This is a genomic window from Bacillus cereus group sp. Bce041 (genome assembly GCF_052646455.1).
This window is the reverse complement of the sequence record NZ_JBQXON010000002.1, coordinates 853,071-873,321: the sequence shown is the minus strand read 5'-3', so window position 1 is coordinate 873,321 and position 20,251 is coordinate 853,071. Positions and strand designations below refer to the sequence as shown.

Sequence of the window (20,251 nt, the reverse complement as noted above, 5' to 3'; positions counted from 1 at the left end):
TAACAGTTGATTCTTTTTTTGCATTTTAAAACTAACCCCTTAAATTAATATTTACAGGTTAGTTATGCTGGGTTATAATTGTTGGTAAATAAAGGAGGAGAACGATGGATAATATAACAGCAACTAAGCAGAAAGATCCTCAACCAATAAGTGTACGATATTTTACAAAAATGAAAGGGAAAGGAAGAAGCCCATTACAAGTAAATGTAAAGGACTCTTTAACGGGACTACTAGGGGGATTTTTAACAATTCTTACCTTAACATATTTAACGAGCATAACCTCTACAGAATTATTAATGGCTCCATTTGGTGCGAGTTGTGTATTAGCGTTTGGAGTTTGGAATGCGCCATTATCTCAGCCGCGTAATATTATTGGAGGACATTTGATTTCAACTTTCATTGGTCTATCAATATATCATTTGTTTGGGAATGAATATTGGACAATTGCTTTAGCGGTGGGGATGGCAATAGCCGTTATGATGTTAACGAGAACGACGCACCCTCCGGCAGGCGCCGATCCGATTATCGTAATTTTAGGGGCAAATAGTTGGAGTTATTTAGTAACACCAGTTTTAATTGGCTCCGTTGTTATTGTAGTTATTGCTTTATTCATTAATAATATGAGTAGTAAAAGAAGTTATCCAACTTTTTGGATGTAGTTTGTGAAGTGAAAAATAATTTAATTGAGTATTCTATTCTTACTATGTTTTATTTTTTATATAGTAAAAGCCTTAGTCGTAATTGTAGCTAATGGCTTGGGTCCTCATACTTTGTAGTTCATAAAGAAAAGACACTTTAAAGTGTCTTCTACAGATTTGAATTATTTAATTCATGTAATTAATATTCGTTAGCATAAAACTCTTTTATTAATTTTATTTCATTTGTATCTGGATTAAACTTAAATATTTTAATTTGATTCGATTCGTCTTTGTATGCAAATGTATTCTCACCAACTTGGGTCATATTGCTGGTGTTTAAGATAGGATCGCTACCGTGATCAGTAATTTCCACAGTTTTCTCACGATCCCAGAATGCAATGACAATAATCAAAATGATAAGACATACCCGTATAAAACGTAATTCTCTTGCAACAGGATGTTCCATCTGTTTGTCTCCTTTACTGTTTGATAGAGTCTGTTTATAAAAGAGATGATTCCTAGGAATATAAATAAAAAAGACACCGTAAAGTGTCTTTTTTATTTTAGTTATGCGCATTACTTAATAAGACGCTAGTTCCTCAGTCTGGCTATGAGTAACTATGTAGGGTAATTCCATTATAACATTTTAACCAGTAATGGGTCTATATGGAATTTAATTGATTTTCTTTTTGATTATTCAGAACGATTAATCGGGTATTTGGATGAAGGAAGCGGTGAGGAAGAAGGGACTTAACTTGTTTTAGAAGAGTGTCTTCTTTTTTGTATCATTGTGAGTAAAGTGTAGAGTTATATTTCCCTTTACACGAACATAACGGTATAATATAGTTAAGTTAAGTAAACTTAACTATTAAACAAAACGAAATAAAAGCATGGAGGAATAACGCTATGACTAGAACGTATAAAGAAGTAATTAATGAAATGAACCGAGCTTATAATGAATTCTACATTTTACTATTCCAGGAGTTAAAAGATGAATTCGGTCTTACAGGACAGCAAGAGAGCATGCTATTTCATATTAATTTAAATGAAAACACGACAGCAAATCACATTGCGACTACTTTTAATATATCAAAAAGTGCCGTTAGTCAAGTTTTATCTAAATTGGAGAAACAGAAGATGATTTCAAAACAAGTAAACCCTAATAATAAACGGGAGTATTTTCTTACACTTGGTCCAAACGGTAGTAAGTATATAGAGCGATTGTCGGAGTTAGATGATGTATTAATTGAGAAATATTTTTCTAAAATCGATATAAACGCCCTAGAGCAAATGACAGATACGTTAACGAAAATAAATAAAGTCATATTGGAAGAAAAACAGAAAGATCTTGATTGTAATGAGTAAGAACGTAGATGAAGCAATTAGTAGAAAGGAGGAGAAGTGTATTATGAGTTTCATACCAAATATGATTACGATAGCAAATTTTGTATGTGGGCTTTTAGCTATTTACGCTGTTTTCGTTCACGATATTTATTTGGGAGCAGTTTTTATTATTACAGGTATGTTGTTTGACTTTTTAGATGGTATGGTCGCTCGGAAACTTGATTCTGTTTCGGAAATTGGTGGAGAGTTGGACTCATTTGCGGATTTAGTTACTTTTGGTGTGGCACCGTCTATTCTGGCATATAGTGCCTCGTTAAAAGATTTGCAGTCTATCGGGATGATATGCGCGCTCACTTACAGTATTTGCGGCATGCTTCGGCTTGCAAGATTTAACACACAGCAAAGCAAACTCCCGACCTTTATCGGCATGCCAATCCCATTCGCGGCAATGTGTCTCCTCATTTTATGTTTTTTAAAGAATCCAGTTTCCGTGGCGTTTGGTACATGCGTACTCGCTTATTTAATGGTAAGCAAAATCAAATTCCCTCATTTTAAAAAAGATATAGCTGAAAGCTTGAAGCCTGGAAGATTGGATTGATGATACGGGATTACAATGAGAAAGATAAAGGAGTATAACATGATTCGTATGGCATTAAGATCATTCAACATACAAATGTATTGTTTGCTAGGCGTAATGTTATTGGGATGGCTTGTGACACCTTTTTCAGCACAGTTCGTAGGGATAAGCATTGGCCTTTTAGTAAGTATGTACTGCGCCTGGATTTTAGGAAGGCGTATTGAAAAGTTCGGAGATAGCATTGTAAAAAAAGAAAAAGCACCGATGCTTGGAATGATAAATCGGTTCGCAGCCGCAATACTCGGCGCGATTATTATGTATGAAATTGAACACCATGAATTCATGTGGACATTCGCTGCTGGAATTATGAGTGGGTATTTCTTGGTTATTATTAATTTGGGGTATTACAGTATGAGGGATGAGAAGAGATAAAGTGAAACCTAAGTTTAAGCATACTGTTGCCTAACAACGAATAGCGGATTAGTAATTAGAGTAATAATAAAATCTAACATAAAATTTAAGGAAAATTTTATATTTCCCCCACTTTTTATTTTAAAAGTTTTTTCTATCCTATAAACAAGTTACATCAAGGAGGAGACTGAAAATGAATAAGTGGGGATTTTTTTATTTTTAATATATTCCCTATATTCGAAGACAAAGTAGAAGATTAAACATATGAACAAAGTACTGGTTCTTAAACTATATTCTAAAATAATAGATGAAAATGTAAAGTTAGGGGATTCCACATGCATACAGAAGTTTTAATGAGTTATTTGTATACTTATTTTTTTACAATTATGTTTTGTATTTTATTTCAAATTGGATTTTATTTTAAAGCGAAAAGAAACATATCTATTCGGCATTTTCTATGGGTATATGTTTTTCTGTTCTACCTTTCGTTAGTGTATAAGGTGACGCAGATTGCAACTGTATGGGATATAAGTAGATATGAAACGTGGATTCGTGTAAGTCAAATCAACTTGACTCTATTTGATACGGCAGGTAGTACTACGTATCTTTTGAACATCGTACTGTTTATGCCGTTCGGTTTTTTATTACCGATGATTTGGCCGTATTTTAGAAAAATAAAAAACACGGTATGTGCAGGATTCTTTTTTTCATTGGCAATTGAGTTAAATCAATTGTTAAATAATAGAATTACAGATATTGATGATTTATTTACGAACACCCTCGGGGCGATTATTGGGTATTTATTATATAGAGCTTTAAAAATGATATTTAAAAGAGAGGGGGAAAAGCTTGATACCAGCTCTTCTCTAGTTATAAAATACGAGGCTATTTTTTGTTTAGTATGTTCATTTGTAGGAGCGATGTTAATTTATCATCCAGCTTTATTTGGAAGACCTGTCATCATTCAGTGAGGCAATTACGAATTTCTTTTGAATGCTCGAGTGATATTTCAATTTGCAAAAAGCCTTTAACTTGTTATAGTTAAAGGCTTTTATCATCATAATTTTTACTTACCAATTACCCACTCTAACATCCGCCTTCAACCACTTCACCCAATCCAAATCCTCTACCTTAAGCAAACTAAGCGAAACACCCTTCATATCTAAAGAAGTTAACAGTGTACCAACCTTTACGAATGTCACTTGCAATCCTTCAAGTTCACACAAACGGCGAATGTCGTTTGCGAAAATGTATTGTTCCATTAATGGAGTTGCGCCGAGTCCATTAATGAGGATAGCGAAGTTGTCTCCTTTTCTCCAGCGATAAATGCTTTTTAGTTTGTTCATTAGTTCGATCGCTAATATTTCAGAAGAGGATAGTGCTTCTTTACGGTAACCTTTTTCTCCGTGAATGCCTACGCCATAAAACACTTCATCGTCATTTAATGTGAATGAAGCTTTTCCTTTTACTGGATCGTTGACAGGGGAAAGAGCAACTCCTAATGTGTGTAAGTTTTTAGTGATAGAGCGGCCAAGTGTTGTTAGTTCTTCTAGAGAATGGCCTTCAAGAGCGGCCGCACCAAGTATTTTTTGAACGAAAACAGTACCAGCGACGCCGCGTCTTCTTTTATTAAAAGAAGCATCATCTTCAATTGAAACGTCGTCATTTACGATGATGTGGTCAATTTTTCTTCCTTCTTCTTTAGCGATCTGCTTTGCCGCAAGAAAGTTCTCAACGTCATCTTTAAAGTTTTTAATAATGAATAGTATACTTTTATCTTTTGGCATAAGGCGAGTTGCCGCCGCAATTTGTTCCACTGTAGGCGGAGTGAAGATGCTTCCGTTTACTGCCGCTGTAAGCATACCTTTTCCTACATAGCCAATATCAGCAGGTTCATGTCCGCTACCACCGCCACTTATAATAGCGACGTCTTGCTTCATTTTTTCGATATCTTTTACATAAATGATGTTATTCGTTTCATCGTAATTTACTTTGTCGTTATGTTCAAAATAAAAGCCGTGCAGCATATCTTGAACGATATTTTGTACATCATTCATAATCTTTTTCATTGCTTTTGCCACCCTTTAATTACTTTGCTGATTGCTCCAGTAATAGTAGTAATTGATTGTTTATCATATTTTTCATAAGAGAAGACATAATGGAAGGATCTACTTCGCACTTACTTTCAATCCAATCTTTTATCGTTCCAACGAAGCCGTGACTATAAAAGGAGGCAATCGTATTTTTTGTCTCATCAGAAAGGCTGAATCCACAGCTCACAGATAGTTCATCGATAATCTTCATATATAAGTTTTTCGTATGCTCAAATAAATAGTGATTAAACGAGTTTTGCTCAATGACTTTAAAAGCATTTCGGTAAAATTTTTGATTTTCATAAAAGTAATCAAATAATAAATCGAAAATGTTTTCCCACGTTTCATAATCGAGAAAGTCGATAATGTTTTCCTTCGTTTCTTCTCTATAAATCCAGCTTAATAGTTCAAATTTATCTTTAAAATGATAATAAAAAGTTTGCCTACGCATTTGACAGTGTAACATAATATCGCTCACTGATATTTTATGAAACGACTCTGTTTCCATTAAATACTTCAATGAGTTCGCGATTATCTTTTTAGAAATTATAGAAGAGGTCATCTGAATCATCCCTAGAATGTTATTAATATGAAAATCCTATCTATAAATGAGAGCGGTGTCTTTAGACAGATTGTCCATTTTGTCCGTTTACTATAAAACGCTTTCATTTTAACATGGTTAGTAAGAAGAAGATTTCAAATATATCACAATATATTAAAGGAATTGAGGGAGAACTACAATGAAAAAGATTATAAACAAACCAGAAACATTAGTAATGGAAATGTGCAACGGAATGGTTATGGCTCATCCAGAGCTTGAGCTTTTGAAAAAATATAAAGTGATTAAGAAGAAAGAAATGAACGAAAATAAAGTAACGTTAATTAGTGGAGGCGGTAGTGGTCACGAGCCGGCACATGCAGGATTAGTCGGAAAAGGAATGTTAGATGCGGCAGTGTGCGGAGATGTGTTTGCGTCACCTTCACAAATTCAGGTATACCAAGCGATTAAAGAGACAGCTAGTAAAAAAGGTACGTTATTAATTATTAAAAATTATAGCGGCGATATTATGAATTTCAAAAACGGTGCGCATTTAGCGACGGAAGATGGAATTGAAGTCGACTACGTAAAGGTGGACGATGATATTGCGGTAGAAGATAGCCTGTACACAGTAGGACGCCGCGGCGTTGCGGGCGTTATTTTAGTTCATAAAATTGCTGGCGCAGCAGCGGAAGCAGGTATGGATTTAGGAGCGGTGAAAGCTGTAGCAGAAAAAGCAGCGGCTAACGTGCGCACAATCGGTTTAGCATTAACGTCTTGTACAGTTCCAGCGAGTGGATCACCTACTTTCACACTTGCGGAAGATGAAATGGAATACGGTGTAGGTATTCACGGCGAACCAGGAATTAAGCGTGAAAAAATGCTGTCAGCAGATGAACTAGCGAACCGTATGACAAATGACCTTGTAAAAGATTTAGGAGTAAAAGATGGCGAGGAAATCGCAATTCTAGTTAACGGTTTTGGCGGAACACCACTGCAAGAACTTTACTTATTTAACAACGCAGTTACGAGAGAACTAGCTGCAAGAAACATTAAAATTAATAGAGTATTCGTCGGTAACTATATGACAAGTATTGATATGGCTGGTATGTCTTTAACGGTAATGAAGTTAGATGAAGAGCTAAAAACATTACTATCAAAAGAATGTAATACACCAGCGTTTAAAGTAGACGGTCCAGTTGAAAGTGTAGAGTACGTAAATGTACTTGAAGAGACAGAAGAGAAGGAAGTTTCATTTGAACTAGAAACTGCGGAAGAGCACGCTGTTATTAAAGATAATGTTATTACATTAAACAACATGATTTATCTCGTTGATAAAATGAGCGATATTATTATTAAAAATGAAGTACCGTTCTGTGAGCTAGATACGCATGCTGGTGATGGCGACTTCGGAATGAGTGTGGCAAAAGGATTTAAGCAATTAAAACGTGAGTGGCACTCTATTGTAGAACAAGAAAACGTAACGATCGGATCATTCCTTGACGGCTGTTCGATGATTATTATGGAACATTGCGGCGGCGCATCTGGTCCAATTTGGGGCGGTGCATTCCGCGCAGCTAGTAAAGCAGCAGCCGAGAAGCGTGAGTTAACAGTGAAAGAATTCGCTGAAATGCTGCAAGCAGCATTGCAAGGCATCCAATCGATCGGTGAAAGATCATTCGGCAGAGGAGCAGTAGTTGGTGACAAAACACTTGTTGACGCACTTGCTCCATGTGTAGACTCTTGGTTAGATAGCGCCTCAAACGAAGTAGACGTAAAAACTGCCTTTGAAAAAGGAGCAGAAGCAGCGGTCAAAGGAGCAGAGTACACGAAAGAAATCGTAGCTCGCATGGGCCGCGCTGGTACAGTTGGCGAAAGAAGCTTAGGATATCCAGATGCAGGTGCACATGCACTTGGGGTTATCTTTACGGACATTGCAGGTAGTTTGAAATAGTAATTGGAAAGTCCCTCTGCCTTAAGGTGGAGGGATTTTTATATAGTTGATATGTAGAAGACTTCTTTCGGTTCTTTCTCAGTAAAATATGAGTTTGTTACTATTTTTGATAAAATCTTATTTCAAAAATACAACTAATATTTCTCAACATTAATATATTAAAAATAGTTAGAATATTTAAGATAATCATTTGTGAAGAAGTAAATTATAAAAAAAGGGGGAATTTATTTTGTTACGTCGTTTATCTATTTGTACAGTACTAACAGCTTTTATATTTACTTTATTTACATTTAACGGCTCTGCTTTCGCGGCTACGAATGCTACTGAAAATCAAAATGTAGTAGCAGCTTGTGCAAAGGGAGGTACGGTAGGTGTATATGGTGCAAAAATGCGCAGTGGTTATACTGTCGATTCACCTGTCTTACATACATTTAATGATGGTACGAAAATTACTGGAACATGGGTAACTGGTGAATATGTTCAAGGTCATTACAGTAATTCTAAACAGTGGTTAAAAGTTACATATAAAGGGATGACAGGTTATGTATCCCATACAACATTATATAACGTTTGCTCATAAAACTATGTACCATAATAGCTTTGGATATATTGAGCTAATCTCTTCTAGAGATTAGTTCTTTTTTATCTCTTAGTTTTTAATGGGGCATTTTTTGAAAAAGACCAACGATTCATTAAATCGATGGTCTTACGTTTATATAGTATTCATTTGTATCTATATTAAATTTTTCATTGTTTTTTGCTTATTTTAGACTTAGTTTGTTTGTGATTGCAGCTTATCAATTTTCCAGTATGTTTGTAGAGGGTCTAAAGAGCTTTCAATATAAAACATATATTCATCTACGGTACCTGGTACTTCAAAAGCTATTTTCAATTCTACCGTTTCATTTGGTTTAACTTGTATATCAGAAGGGTTTTGATCAAGCACCTTTCCTTTATAGATCTTTCCGTCTTTTTCATCTTTTAAGTTATATTTTAATTCTGATAATCCAATCGTTTGACCTCGTACATTTTTTACAGAGACATTAACAATGACGGAATCGTTGCTAGCATTTAAATATGCACTTTGAACAGCGGTCAAGTAATAGCCTCCCTTAACACTCTCACCAACTAATAAAATACCTTGTTCCAAGCGGCTTATCTCTTCTTTTTCTTCAAAATTTATTAATTCTTCATTTTCATTTTTTGCGGTTGGTTCTTCTATTGGACCATTTTCAACGGCACTATCTGTTTTATCTTGTGTGCAAGCAGCCGTAATACTGACTAATACTAGAATGAAAGTAAGTAATATAGATAATTTTCTCATAAAATTTATCTGTCTCCTTAAGTTTCTCAATTTTGTGCAGCTATACATATAAGATTAACATAATGTCTCATTATTGGCTCAAAATAGGGGATCTTTTAGACAACTTATTCTTTTTACTTTTAATATACATTCGATTGGTTCTCGCGATATTTGTTAATCTTTTAAAACATTGGCTTAGTAATACCGAGGGTTATTATAGATATATTAATCATGTAATTTGTCCATATCAAAATGAACGTTTTTTGCATTTAATATATTGTAAATATATTTTATTTTGGAAGGATGTGATTATATGGCTCATAAATCTACTGGAGTGTTTCGAGTTCCAGTCTCTGAAAATGGGATTATTCCAACTGCTCTCAACATTATGTTAAACAATGATTCACGTTGCCATACTAGTAATGTAACGGTAACTGTTAAGAGAAGTCGAAACACTTTTTTTCCAACTCAAAATGAATTAGTTGAAATCTCTCGTACTTTTGTTTCTTTAGAACCAAACAGAACAACTAAGATTGTGTTGTTTACTCCAGAATTTCAAGTAGAAGATTTCCTTGATGTCATCATTAGTGGAAATAAAGAGGATGTTAAGGATGTTCTTGTATATTCTTTCTTAGCAGATTCAGTAGGTCACAATCTGCCATCTACTGTTTTCAGAAATGCAGAATACACTTTTGCTTGCTGACACTGTGATGATGTATTCTTTCCTGTCGTATATCTGAATTGAAATGTTACAAGTAGCACTTCACGGCATACAATCTATCGGTGAAAGATCATTCGGCAGAGGAGCGGTAGTTGGTGAAAAAAGTTTAGGATATCCAGATGCAGGTGCACATACGCTTTGGGTTATCTTTACGGAAATTTTAGGTAGTTTGAAATAGAAATTAGAAGATCCCTTCTACCTTAAGGTGGAGGGGTTTTCTTAATATTATTTTTTGATATATATTGCTAAGTATGTTCCCATAATTCATTCTATTGTATTGAGAATAATGTCATCTACATCAAAAAAACGGCTTATAAAAGGAACTAGTATTTGAAGGAGTTCCACCTCAAACATACTCCAATGCATATAAATATGTTTGAGGTGGATTTATTAACGAATTTTATATAGCATGAATGAAAATGGGATAAATAAAACAATGTTTCTTAGTATGTTTTTAAGAATTAATTGAGCAGGTCCTTTTGAAAATAAAAAAAGACATCCTAAGGTGCCTTCCTCTGAATTAAAACAATAATATGGTTCTAAGTTTAAAAACTATTGGGATTTTTCCTGTGAGTTTTATAAGTAGTTTTTAAGAAATTATGAGTGGTTATTTTTGTTTTCGAAATATTCTTCTTTAATTATTTGTAATTTTTTTTCGTTTTTTGTTAATTCAAATATAAATAATGATTTTTTCATGTTATTAGCAACATCTTCTTCATTATATTGTTTAAGCTTTAATAAATTTGAACCTTTTCCATAGTATAGTTCACCCAATAAGTAAAAAGTATTTAGATTAATAGCTAATTGGATACCCTTATCAATGTATTTTATTGCTTCTTCGTATTGATATATGTAACTTAAATTTTTTGCTAAATTATAAATGATTTTCAATTTAATTTCTTTATCTCTAGGAAAATCTAATTTGTTAAAATTATTTAAACATCTTTTAAGGATAGTAATACTTTTTTTGTATTCTTTATTTTCTGCATGAAGTATAGCCATTGTATGTAGAATATCTATTTCTCTCTCTGATAAAAAATCAATATTGGTTACAGTTAGTTTTAGTGCATTATTTAAAAGAGTTAAAGCCACTTTTGTTGAGTTATTCACACAATATATAGCAATTGCTTCATGCCATATTAGAAATTGTTTATCTTCTTTTGTTTGAAAATTATTTGTGTATTTTTCTCTTGTTACTATTTCATAAAGCTCTTTATATTGATGTTGCCTTATGCAATCCCTCATTACGTATTTTACGTTTTCTGTATATTTTAATTTCTTGTTTTGAGTTAGTGCAAATATACTATTTGGATCAACACCGAGTCTTTCTGATAATTGATATAACAATATGCTAGATGGATAAATCACACCTTTTTCGATCTTACTAATTTGACTTTGTGAACATATTCCGTGACATAAGTCGGATTGTGATATATTTTTTTTAATTCTAAGTTCTTTAATGGTAATACCCAAATCGTTAAATTTCATTTTTTCACCTACTATTTAGCACTTTATTAATATAAGAACATTCTCTAACCTTAATGTAATGTAAAGTTAATATAGTTGCAATTATTGTTTTAAAGGGCTTATCGTTTCTATAAGATGGTAAGATTTTTTTATGTACAAAAAAGACACTCTAAGGTGCCTTCTTGCGATTTGCTCCATTGTAATATGGTATTGGATGCCAGTCCAATTATTATTTTACCACGTTAAATAGCTTCGGTTATTGAGAAAAAAGACAACTCATTATTTGAATGCAAAAAGTCCTAGGGGGACTAGGACTTTTTGCTAGAATGAATATGATTTAAAAAAGGACTTATATAACGTAACATATGAATGTTTCGTAAATGTATCAAAAAAGTGAACAAAAGCGTTAATTTAAATAAAAAAAGCTCCGCGATAAAAGCTGCGGAGCTTCATAAGGTCGAGTTATGTCGTACTCACAAGGGATTTTAACATGAATGTTGTGGTGAAAATACTGGTAAATTTATCCCGTAAAATCCCGATTGGTTTAACTAATAATCAGTGGGGGATGAATAAAACTCCCACTGATTAAAGTTTCACTTCATTCGAAGGAATTCATGTTTTATAAATTAGATTATGAGAGTTGATATTCTCCATATTGACCAGAAAAGAACTAAAAATTCTAGTGAAATTCCAAGTGTTCGTTTCCTAGTTTTTTGAAATTCTTTTATTAAATAGCCAACAGCACTAATTGCTATAAGAATGAAAAGAATAAGTTCGAGTGTAACTGGCATTTTATCTACTCCTAATACTGTAATTTATTATATAAAGATTATAAGATATTTTTGTGGCTAGTGGTGAAAAATTCAATAGAACTATTTCTAAATGGAGTAAATCTTTCAACGGACCAAGCAAAGGTCAATACCAAAAATGTTATACAATATACGCATGGAGAGCCGTGGGGCTAAAGAAATATTGGAGTATAAAGAGTTGTTAGATCAAAGGATTATTACAGAAGAAGAGTTCGAAGTGTAGAAAAAAGTAATTATTAGGTATATAGATGAAACGCTCAAATGAGCGTTTTTTTTATTTATATATTCGCAAGTAAAATAACATAATATTACTATGAATCCTTATAACAATATGAATTTTTGCATATTTTAAAATTTAATATATCCCTTAAAAACTTTTAATTGTATAATATATTTTGTCATATTTTTAGATTTTTCGACATAAACCAACAAAAATAGAGAACGTATTGGGAGAAGACATTATGTACACAAAACTATTAAAATCAATTACATCATTATCACTTATTGGTGGTGCGTTGTTATATACAAATGGCAGTGATGTGAAAGCTGCTGAAGTGGGTGTTTTTTCTGATGTGCCGACATCACATTGGTCATATCCTGCGATTAAAGATTTAGCAAGTAAGAATATTATTTCTGGTTATGGAAATGGGATATTTGGTTTTGGAGATGTTGCGACAAGGGAGCAAGTTGCGGCTTTAATTTATCGAGTGTTAGTACCGAATAAACAAGGCGGTTCGTTTAGTAATGATGGAACTCGTTACGTATTAAAGGATGGATCTACGTTTAAAAATCCTTACGGTGATATTAATCAAAATTCTACAATGTTCCCAGAAGAGGTATTAACTTTAACGAATTTAGGAGTTTTTAAAGGTGATGAAAATGGCCAATTTAGACCGAAAGCTTCTGTGAATCGTGCGGAAATGGCACAAATTCTTACGAATGCTTTCCATCTTGCGGCAAAACAAAAACATACCTTTAAGGATGTTCCAAATCCATTTTGGGCAGAAAATGCAATTAGTGCGGTGCAGTCAAATGGAATCGCAGATGGCACAGGGAACGGGAATTTTGAACCGTATGGCACAGTAACACGTGAACAGTATGCGCAGTTTTTATATAAAACTTTGAAGTATAAAAATGCTGATGTGAAAGATACAGGAGATGCGGCATTATTAACAGCGTTTAAAGAGGAAGTACAAAAGCGTATTAATACATACGAGACAAATATTACATTGCCATATAAAACGAAAAATAATAATACAAACGAAGTGATGAATACACTTTTTAACGCATATAAAGAAGTGGCAAGTAAAAATGAGTATACAAATAATAATAGATCGAATGTTTCATATGGGCTTTCTGGATCACCTGGAAATTATACGTTTACGCTTAAGATTACATATCGTGAAACGAAAGAACAGACGGAATATGTCATGAAACAAGCGAAAGCAATCGTTTCTTCTATTACTCAAGTTGGAATGGATGATCATGAAAAAGTGAAGGCGATTCATGATTACGTAGTAAAGCATGTTTCTTATGATACGTCTTATAAAGCTTACACAGCATATGAAGCACTTGTAAATCGTTCTGCGGTTTGCCAAGGTTACGCACTATTAACTTATCAATTATTAAAAGAAGCAGGAATTGAAAATCATTTCGTGACAGGAACTGGGGACGGACAACCTCATGCTTGGAATTTAGTAAAAATCGAAAACAAATGGTATCACCTTGATACAACATTCGATGATCCGGTTCCAGATGAGCAGGGCCGCGTAACGTATTCGTATTTCAATTTATCAGATGAACAAATCGCAAGAAATCATGAGTGGAACCGCGGAGACTATCCGCAAGCGACAACAAACTATTATAGTACACTGACAAATAAAATTGCGGCAGGTAGTAAGAAAACGCCTGCATATCAGCAAATATTAAAAGATACAAAGTTAAACTATCTAGGAAATGAATATATTGCAAATAACTATACTGAATTAAAAAATAAAATGCAGCAACGCTATAGTGCAAAACCAGAAAAGATAGAAGTACTTTATAAGCAATCAATGAACGGTGCTCTGCAAGATGTGAAAAATGCAATTGGGGAAATCGGTTATCCGCAAGGGTCCAACCGTGTTTCTTATAAAGCGGAGCCTTACAATGCGAAAGAAGGGTATTCTTTAGTGACGATTACGTTTACGTATTAAGAATGAGAAAAAGCATCTGTTTCAGATGCTTTTTTTATTATATTGATTCGACAAAATATGACAGGTGAAAGCGAATTGGTCTGTTATGATAATTTTTGGAATTTTACATTTTAGAGGATTAATCATGAATAAAAAGAAGATTTTCGCTGTGTTATTAGGAATTGTAGCCTTATTTGTAATTATTAATGTAGTTGTTACGAAAGAGAAAACGACATCAACCAGTGAAAAAATGTACTCTGAGAAAGAATATAATAAATTAGTAGATGAACATTTTGAAGAAACGCAAAAGTTGAAAAGTGATATGAGTGTGTTAGAAACTGAAAAAAAATCTCTTGAAGAGCAAATGAAGGCGAAGAATAAGCAAGGGTAAAACAAAAACGCTATCTTTTAAAAAGGTAGCGTTTTTGTTTTGGGTTATAAAGTTATTCCTACATTTGACATATACAGTCTGACTGTATAAAATTAAACTATACAGTTTAACTATATAGTTTAGCTATATAGTTATCGTTACATTGGAGGTCTTTATGAATAGAGATAAAAATTTACCATTAACGGAAACAACGTATTACGTTCTTTTAGCTTTATTAGAGCCAGCTCATGGATATTTAATTATGCAAAAGGTGGAGGAACTGAGTAATCATCAAGTGAAAATCGCAGCGGGTACATTGTATGGTGCGGTGGAAAATTTATTAAAACAAGGGTTAATAGAATCGGTAAAAAGTGAAGATAAAAGAAGAAAAGTGTATGTCATTACGGAACGCGGGAAAGAAGTATTGCATTTAGATTTTATGAGAATGCAGCACATTATTGCGGTTACAAAAAGTTTATTACACGTATAGTTAGGAGGAAACGATGATGTGGAGATTAAAATTCTTTTTAGACTTTGAGAAAGAGGAAAAATGGTTAGAAGAGATGGCTTGGAAAGGCTATCAACTAGAAAGCAATACATTTGGTTATACATTTAGATATACAGAACCGGAAGATGCGACGATTAAAATAGACCATAGAGTATTTAGTAGAAAAAGTGATTTTATTAATTACTGCACATTATTTGAAGATAGTGGTTGGGAGCATATAGCTGGTAATCGGTGGTCAGGTACGCAATATTTTAAAAAGGTAGATGAAGAAAGTGAAGATGACATTTTTTCAGATCCAATGTCACGAGCAGGGAAGTATAAGCGTCTATCTAAAACATTTTTAGAATTAGCGATCTGTTATTTGCCGATATTATTTTTATTTATGTATAGTAATACAATGAATTTAGGAGCCTTTGTAAATCCGAAAGAACTATACTTGACGCCAGGATTATGGGATAAGCAAGGTGCATCATTTCTATGGTCATTCTTATTTGAAACGCCATTTGCATTAATGAGAGGACTTTTTTTGATATTTATCCCCGTTGCGACATGTATGTTTTTCGTTTGCTCGTATAAAGCAAATCGATTGTATGAAGAGAGAAGATGATAGGAGAAATCCCCTTAAAGTAGCTGCTTTGAGGGTTTTTTGAATTTGTAAATGACTCTTCTTAAAATAGATATGAGATTAGAGAAGGACAATGATGTATTGGAGGTCACTATATCAAAAAAGAAAATTGTATGTCTAGACGCATTTTAAATACAAAATAACCGATTCCTTATATGTTAAGAAATCGGTTATTTATTTCCCCACTTTTTTAGAGATCTTTTTCTAGTAATGGTTTTAAATGATTGATTTAAGGTTATAAACTTAAATCATAAATAAAAGATAAAATAAAAACTATATAAGAAATAAATGTAACGAAAACAAGGAAACATATAAACTGAGAATTAGATACATATTGTTCTATTCTTTTTTTCATGTTAATTCGTATTATTTTTCAAATGTGAAGTATCAATTGGAATTTGAGCTTTCCAAGAACCAATTACTTTTCCAATTCTAGTTATATTTACGTCTAAAGTAAGAGGCTGTTTAAAAACGTCTTTTTCTTCAGTAGTTATAACAAATGTAGCAACACCTTCAGGTCTATCATTATCACGAATGCCTATTTTATCTAACTTTTTACCTGCTGCCATAAGTTCAAAAGGAAGATAATCATCTGAATCATGGATAAATGATAGTCTCCCGTCATTTTTAATCTCAGGGTTTTCCTCTTGTTGCCCATTAATTTTACCATCATTCTCAAGATCTAATCCTGATGTATCAAATTCAAATGGTACTAAACTTCCGTCCGCTTTTTCCATTCTATAATGAACTGATATACGTGAATCTGCGATAAATACTTCTTTGAGATGTACAGTAATACCTTGATCTGTAATTTTTTCATCAATAGGAATATATTTACCATTCTTCATCATATCTTGTGTGATACCATTTTCATCTTTTATTCCTTCATTTACAACCTTATCGTTTGTAACTGCATTAGAAAAATACGAGGCAACATTTGTAGCCGCCACTTGTACTTGTGGAATCATTGCTGTTGTGAAAAGTGCTGCTGCAGCTACTGCTGTATAAATAAAACGTTTTGATTTTTTACTCATGTTTGTAAAGAGTCCCTTCTTTTGTTGTTTTTTGTGATTTATATTAGAAACATTGTCTAACTTGGAACGACTTTCAAATGTTTTCCATGCTTGTTCTATATCAATTTTGATTTCTTGTGGTGAATTTGCAGATTCTTCATCTAGCATTACGTTTTCCCATTGATTTAATTTACTAATTTCTATTAATAAATCTTGGCATGCTTCACATGTATCTAGGTGTTTTGTGAATTCCTTTCTTATATCATGAGAAAGTTCTCCATCAATATATGTTTGAATAAACCCGATATCATAACATTTCATTTGTTATGCCTCCTCCATTTGTTTATAAATCTTGCGAAATTTCATTTTGGCTCGGACCAATAATGTTCCAATAGAAGATATTTCAATTTGAAGTACTTCTGCAATTTCTTTATATTGAAAACCAGAGAATTTCATTAGTAAAAGGGTTCGTTCTCGATCATTCATTTTATTTAGTATTGTTTGGACCTTTGTAATTTCTTCTTTTCTTATCCAATCATCGTCTAATGATGAAACATTTTGTACTTCATGGTATTGTATTTCTTTATCAATCTTCGCTTGCTGCCTTTTTTCAGATCGAAAATGGTTATAGGCTACATAAGTAGAAGATTTAATCAACCATCCAGGTATGTTTTCAATCCCTTTCCAATCACTACGATATAATTGTAAAAATACTTCTTGTGCTAACTCTTCAGCGATAGATTGATCTTTAACGATCCAGATGATTTGTTTCACAGCGTAAGCATAGTACTGCTTAAATAAATCTTCAAAGGTCATATCAGAAGCATGACTTTCTTCATTTTCTATGGTTAACATGTTCGTTTAAACCTCACTTTCAATTTGATACCTGTATTATAGAGAAACCAGAAAAACGGATTTTGTGACAGTTTTTCTGGATATTTTTTATTATGTACTAAAAAAAGCATTCGTCTAATTAAAAGAGAAATGCAAAAAGGAAATGAAAACATAAAAACTATAACTCTTGCAGTAGTTGTCTATTAATGCACAAGAAAACAGTTAGTTTGTTGCCAAACTGTATCTAAACGTACAATTTCACTTCTTCTATTTTCATGAATATGTATAATTACATAAAATTTCAAAGAAAAAGAGAGTATACTTTCATATTGTGTAATAAAGATAAAGCCCGCCTACGGAAATAGGCGGGCTTTTTTTACTTATAAAGAAAAGACAACCTTTAAGGTGTCTTCCTTTTGAAATCTAGGTTGTCCAGTTTGTTTTACTTTGGTGCAATAGCAATATTGTTTGGAATAAAGTTTCACCATATTGCTATTAAACTAAAATATTAAGATTGCACTTAAACGAAATTTATAGCATCGAAGTTCATTTTGGAGGGGGGAATGTAATACTACATTTTTAAAGTATTCGTTACACTTGAACCTCTGCACATTACGTAGGGCTTTTTTCATGAAGAAAGGACACTCACGTGAGTGTCCTTTCGATAGTTTTTAGCAGAAGCAAGCAGCTCCAACGATGATTAATAAAATAAACAATACAACTAATAAAGCAAATCCTCCAGCGAAGCCACAGCCGCCACAACTACCACCAAAGCCCATAACAGTTCCTCCTTTAAATAGGAGGAGAAAAACAAAGGTTCACTCATGTGTTTTAACGGATTCCATTTACTTTATGCTTTTTACGAATAAATGGAGCAGGTCCTTTTCAAAATATATTTATTCTTAGCAGGAGTTCAAAGGAAAAACAGGAGAATCCATATTATTCTTTAAGAGCGAATAGATAGAAATCCGCTTTTATACCTTTCATTAAAATAATACTAGCATTATATATTATAAGGAATACTTGTCCTTAATTGTAAATGAAAGGGGGGAATTGATATGAGCTATGGCTATGGTCATCCTCCTGGAAGATGTCATAAACATCACAATGAAACTTTGTCAACGGGTGTATTACGTAGACATTCCGCTACGTTATTTCTTACTGTTGAAGCTATGAATGTTGATCCAGATGATACTCGTAGAGTAACAGTTGAAATGTTTGATTGGTCATCTGGTTCTCCGGTATTGTTACCATTAATAGACCCTTCAACACAAACATTGCCACCTAATCGATATGTTACTTTTCGTTCAGCAGCTCTTCCTCCAGCACTTTTTGCTTATGAAGTAAGAATCATTCGTCCGAAAGATAGAGATGTTGTTACGAATGTTTTTGGTCTTAGTGCAATCGTATTTAACCCACAAGAAGGAAACAATGTTTTACAACATGATTTAGCAAAATTAGACCTTAAATAGATTTTATAAAGGTCTATTTATTGAGCATGATTAAAAAAAGAGTAGGATGTAATCCTACTTTTTTTTAACGTTAATTAGAATTTTAAAAGAAATCCTTCATTATTTTAGCATCTTTAATATTCACTATCACACCTTCTACCTTATCTTTCTTCTCATCTTTAGCAATCGAAATTTGCTCCTTATTATCAGCCCACACAAGAAATTCTTCTTTTGAGTCATCTTTATATGTAACAGTAATAGTAGAATGTGCAGATTCTCTCTTTTTTTGATCTAGTGTGATTTGTTTAGGAGTGCCTTTTTGGACTGCTGAAACGATAGATTGTATCATTTTTTCGTTGTCTGTTTGAGATTTGGAAGTAGTATGATTTGTTGTTTTCAGTATTTCAATGTCTGTAATATTAGCAGAATTTAATTGAAAGGTATTTTGTTTATGTTCTTGCTTAACTTGTGAAGCTTTATCTGTAGCCGAGGTACTTGTACAACCTATTAAAGTGAAAGATAAAGCGGTTAGAGCGCATATAGATATGATTTTTTTCATAGTATCCCTCCTTAAGTTTAATTATAACAATTTTCTGTTAATTTAGGTAGTTATTGTAAGGAGAAGATGTTTTAAAGTGGTAAATGATGATGTTCATTCTCTATTAAAATCAAAATTCACATAACTTTTTTCATATTTTATGTTTAACATTTCGAAAATGGGTGTACTACATATAATATAACAAATAATTCATTTTAAAGGAGGAAGTTAAAGATGGAAACGAAGTATAGTAAACCTTTTGTATATGAATTTATTACGGAGAAAGAGGTCATGAATGCGGCGAATGATCTCGTGAAAAAAGGAATAGACCAAAAAGATATTTACGTATTAACGCATGAGAAAGATAGGACAGATAGAATTGCGGACAATGCAGACGTGAATACAATTGGGATAAAAGAGGAGGGACTTGGGACAAGCATTATTAACGTCTTTCAAAAAACAGGAGATCAGTTAAGAAATAAAATGCAAGAGTTAGGGCTTAATGAGGAAGAAGCGAACTTTTATGAAGAAAAACTGGATGAAGGGAAAATCTTGTTATTCGTTAAGGATTTAGAAAGAGTCGGTGAATGGTTACAAGAAAGAAGATGCATGTATTCTATTTAAATTTGTGTCCTTTAAATCTATAAATCTATTACGAAAAGGAGATTGTAAATATGAGTGAGAACGGACTAAAAGAACAAGTTAAAGGTAAAGTTGAAAAGAAAAAAGGACAAGTAAAAGAAGGAATTGGTGAAGTTACAGAAGATAGAGAGTTGAAAAATGAAGGTAAGTGGGAAAAAACGAAGGGAACGATAAAAGAAAAAGTCGGAAAAGTGAAACAAAAGATAAGTAATGAATTGGATAATAAAGAATAATATATGTT

General features: G+C 32.9%; 24 protein-coding genes and 1 pseudogene. 16 read left to right on the top strand and 9 right to left on the bottom strand.

What is annotated here, in order from left to right; genetic code table 11:
- Positions 1-104 precede the first annotated feature (104 nt).
- Positions 105-659, top strand: a complete 555-nt coding sequence (locus ACUN13_RS10505; RefSeq protein ID WP_000368844.1) for an HPP family protein — start codon at positions 105-107, stop codon at positions 657-659.
- Between the two features lie 178 nt (positions 660-837).
- Here ACUN13_RS10505 and ACUN13_RS10500 read toward each other — a convergent pair whose 3' ends face one another.
- Positions 838-1,104 (bottom strand): YmzC family protein, encoded by a 267-nt coding sequence (locus ACUN13_RS10500; protein ID WP_000400965.1) that lies wholly within the window; start codon positions 1,102-1,104, stop codon positions 838-840.
- 440 nt (positions 1,105-1,544) lie between these two features.
- On the opposite strand from ACUN13_RS10500, the gene ACUN13_RS10495 reads away from it, so the two are divergent.
- The 4 genes from ACUN13_RS10495 to ACUN13_RS10480 all read left to right on the top strand — a co-directional run bounded on the left by ACUN13_RS10495 (position 1,545) and on the right by ACUN13_RS10480 (position 3,941).
- On the top strand, positions 1,545-2,003 hold the full coding sequence (locus tag ACUN13_RS10495; RefSeq protein ID WP_000198939.1) for a MarR family winged helix-turn-helix transcriptional regulator: 459 nt from the start codon (positions 1,545-1,547) through the stop codon (positions 2,001-2,003).
- Positions 2,004-2,046: 43 nt separating this feature from the next.
- On the top strand, positions 2,047-2,580 hold the full coding sequence (gene pssA / locus ACUN13_RS10490; protein ID WP_000008338.1) for a CDP-diacylglycerol--serine O-phosphatidyltransferase: 534 nt from the start codon (positions 2,047-2,049) through the stop codon (positions 2,578-2,580).
- Positions 2,581-2,619: 39 nt separating this feature from the next.
- Entirely contained in the window at positions 2,620-2,991 is a 372-nt protein-coding gene (locus tag ACUN13_RS10485; protein ID WP_242278655.1) for an ATP synthase subunit I, read from the top strand.
- 314 nt (positions 2,992-3,305) lie between these two features.
- Positions 3,306-3,941 carry a VanZ family protein gene (locus tag ACUN13_RS10480; RefSeq protein ID WP_000556719.1) on the top strand — a complete coding sequence of 212 codons (636 nt, stop codon included), beginning with the start codon at positions 3,306-3,308 and terminating at the stop codon, positions 3,939-3,941.
- A gap of 99 nt (positions 3,942-4,040) precedes the next feature.
- Here the strand turns inward: ACUN13_RS10480 and dhaQ are convergent, their stop codons facing one another.
- Positions 4,041-5,039, bottom strand: a complete 999-nt coding sequence (gene dhaQ, locus ACUN13_RS10475; protein WP_000723364.1) for a DhaKLM operon coactivator DhaQ — start codon at positions 5,037-5,039, stop codon at positions 4,041-4,043.
- A gap of 19 nt (positions 5,040-5,058) precedes the next feature.
- Positions 5,059-5,625 (bottom strand): dihydroxyacetone kinase transcriptional activator DhaS, encoded by a 567-nt coding sequence (gene dhaS, locus ACUN13_RS10470; RefSeq protein ID WP_000204220.1) that lies wholly within the window; start codon positions 5,623-5,625, stop codon positions 5,059-5,061.
- Between the two features lie 178 nt (positions 5,626-5,803).
- On the opposite strand from dhaS, the gene dhaK reads away from it, so the two are divergent.
- Both dhaK and ACUN13_RS10460 read left to right on the top strand, forming a co-directional pair.
- Positions 5,804-7,555: a dihydroxyacetone kinase subunit DhaK gene (dhaK, locus tag ACUN13_RS10465; RefSeq protein WP_257115891.1), complete on the top strand. Its 1,752-nt coding sequence runs from the start codon at positions 5,804-5,806 to the stop codon at positions 7,553-7,555.
- A 229-nt stretch (positions 7,556-7,784) separates the two neighbouring features.
- A complete protein-coding gene (locus ACUN13_RS10460) occupies positions 7,785-8,135 on the top strand; it encodes an SH3 domain-containing protein (RefSeq protein WP_000946193.1) in 351 nt (116 codons plus the stop codon).
- Between the two features lie 192 nt (positions 8,136-8,327).
- Here the strand turns inward: ACUN13_RS10460 and ACUN13_RS10455 are convergent, their stop codons facing one another.
- Positions 8,328-8,879, bottom strand: a complete 552-nt coding sequence (locus ACUN13_RS10455; protein WP_242554808.1) for a DUF4352 domain-containing protein — start codon at positions 8,877-8,879, stop codon at positions 8,328-8,330.
- Between the two features lie 292 nt (positions 8,880-9,171).
- Between ACUN13_RS10455 and ACUN13_RS10450 the strand changes: the two genes are divergently transcribed.
- Positions 9,172-9,561 (top strand): hypothetical protein, encoded by a 390-nt coding sequence (locus tag ACUN13_RS10450; protein ID WP_000940662.1) that lies wholly within the window; start codon positions 9,172-9,174, stop codon positions 9,559-9,561.
- 43 nt (positions 9,562-9,604) lie between these two features.
- Positions 9,605-9,757 carry a DAK2 domain-containing protein gene (locus tag ACUN13_RS10445; protein WP_000942238.1) on the top strand — a complete coding sequence of 51 codons (153 nt, stop codon included), beginning with the start codon at positions 9,605-9,607 and terminating at the stop codon, positions 9,755-9,757.
- 419 nt (positions 9,758-10,176) lie between these two features.
- Here the strand turns inward: ACUN13_RS10445 and ACUN13_RS10440 are convergent, their stop codons facing one another.
- Positions 10,177-11,067: a helix-turn-helix domain-containing protein gene (locus ACUN13_RS10440; RefSeq protein ID WP_342761679.1), complete on the bottom strand. Its 891-nt coding sequence runs from the start codon at positions 11,065-11,067 to the stop codon at positions 10,177-10,179.
- Positions 11,068-12,316: 1,249 nt separating this feature from the next.
- Between ACUN13_RS10440 and ACUN13_RS10435 the strand changes: the two genes are divergently transcribed.
- From ACUN13_RS10435 to ACUN13_RS10420, 4 genes and pseudogenes are all read left to right on the top strand, one after another.
- Positions 12,317-14,050, top strand: coding sequence for an S-layer homology domain-containing protein (locus tag ACUN13_RS10435; protein WP_246962223.1), 1,734 nt, complete (start codon positions 12,317-12,319; stop codon positions 14,048-14,050).
- Positions 14,051-14,174: 124 nt separating this feature from the next.
- A pseudogene (locus ACUN13_RS10430) lies at positions 14,175-14,399 on the top strand (hypothetical protein); the annotation flags it as partial.
- A gap of 175 nt (positions 14,400-14,574) precedes the next feature.
- Positions 14,575-14,889: a PadR family transcriptional regulator gene (locus ACUN13_RS10425; RefSeq protein ID WP_001078063.1), complete on the top strand. Its 315-nt coding sequence runs from the start codon at positions 14,575-14,577 to the stop codon at positions 14,887-14,889.
- Positions 14,890-14,902: 13 nt separating this feature from the next.
- Complete coding sequence (locus tag ACUN13_RS10420; RefSeq protein ID WP_002060866.1) at positions 14,903-15,514, top strand: DUF2812 domain-containing protein; 612 nt, start codon at positions 14,903-14,905, stop codon at positions 15,512-15,514.
- A gap of 374 nt (positions 15,515-15,888) precedes the next feature.
- Here ACUN13_RS10420 and ACUN13_RS10415 read toward each other — a convergent pair whose 3' ends face one another.
- From ACUN13_RS10415 to ACUN13_RS10405, 3 genes are all read right to left on the bottom strand, one after another.
- Positions 15,889-16,866, bottom strand: a complete 978-nt coding sequence (locus tag ACUN13_RS10415) for a DUF4179 domain-containing protein (RefSeq protein WP_098022793.1) — start codon at positions 16,864-16,866, stop codon at positions 15,889-15,891.
- Positions 16,867-16,869: 3 nt separating this feature from the next.
- Entirely contained in the window at positions 16,870-17,400 is a 531-nt protein-coding gene (locus ACUN13_RS10410) for an RNA polymerase sigma factor SigX (RefSeq protein ID WP_000955505.1), read from the bottom strand.
- A 650-nt stretch (positions 17,401-18,050) separates the two neighbouring features.
- A complete protein-coding gene (locus tag ACUN13_RS10405) occupies positions 18,051-18,158 on the bottom strand; it encodes a YjcZ family sporulation protein (RefSeq protein ID WP_000505670.1) in 108 nt (35 codons plus the stop codon).
- A gap of 279 nt (positions 18,159-18,437) precedes the next feature.
- Between ACUN13_RS10405 and ACUN13_RS10400 the strand changes: the two genes are divergently transcribed.
- Entirely contained in the window at positions 18,438-18,851 is a 414-nt protein-coding gene (locus ACUN13_RS10400) for a hypothetical protein (protein WP_000120204.1), read from the top strand.
- Between the two features lie 82 nt (positions 18,852-18,933).
- On the opposite strand, the gene ACUN13_RS10395 is transcribed toward ACUN13_RS10400, so the two are convergent.
- Positions 18,934-19,389: a hypothetical protein gene (locus tag ACUN13_RS10395; protein ID WP_000720857.1), complete on the bottom strand. Its 456-nt coding sequence runs from the start codon at positions 19,387-19,389 to the stop codon at positions 18,934-18,936.
- 213 nt (positions 19,390-19,602) lie between these two features.
- On the opposite strand from ACUN13_RS10395, the gene ACUN13_RS10390 reads away from it, so the two are divergent.
- The gene (locus ACUN13_RS10390) at positions 19,603-19,992 is read left to right on the top strand and encodes a general stress protein (protein WP_000448802.1); all 390 of its coding nucleotides are present in this window, start codon (positions 19,603-19,605) and stop codon (positions 19,990-19,992) included.
- Between the two features lie 50 nt (positions 19,993-20,042).
- A complete protein-coding gene (locus tag ACUN13_RS10385) occupies positions 20,043-20,243 on the top strand; it encodes a CsbD family protein (protein ID WP_342761682.1) in 201 nt (66 codons plus the stop codon).
- The last annotated feature ends 8 nt before the right edge of the window (positions 20,244-20,251 follow it).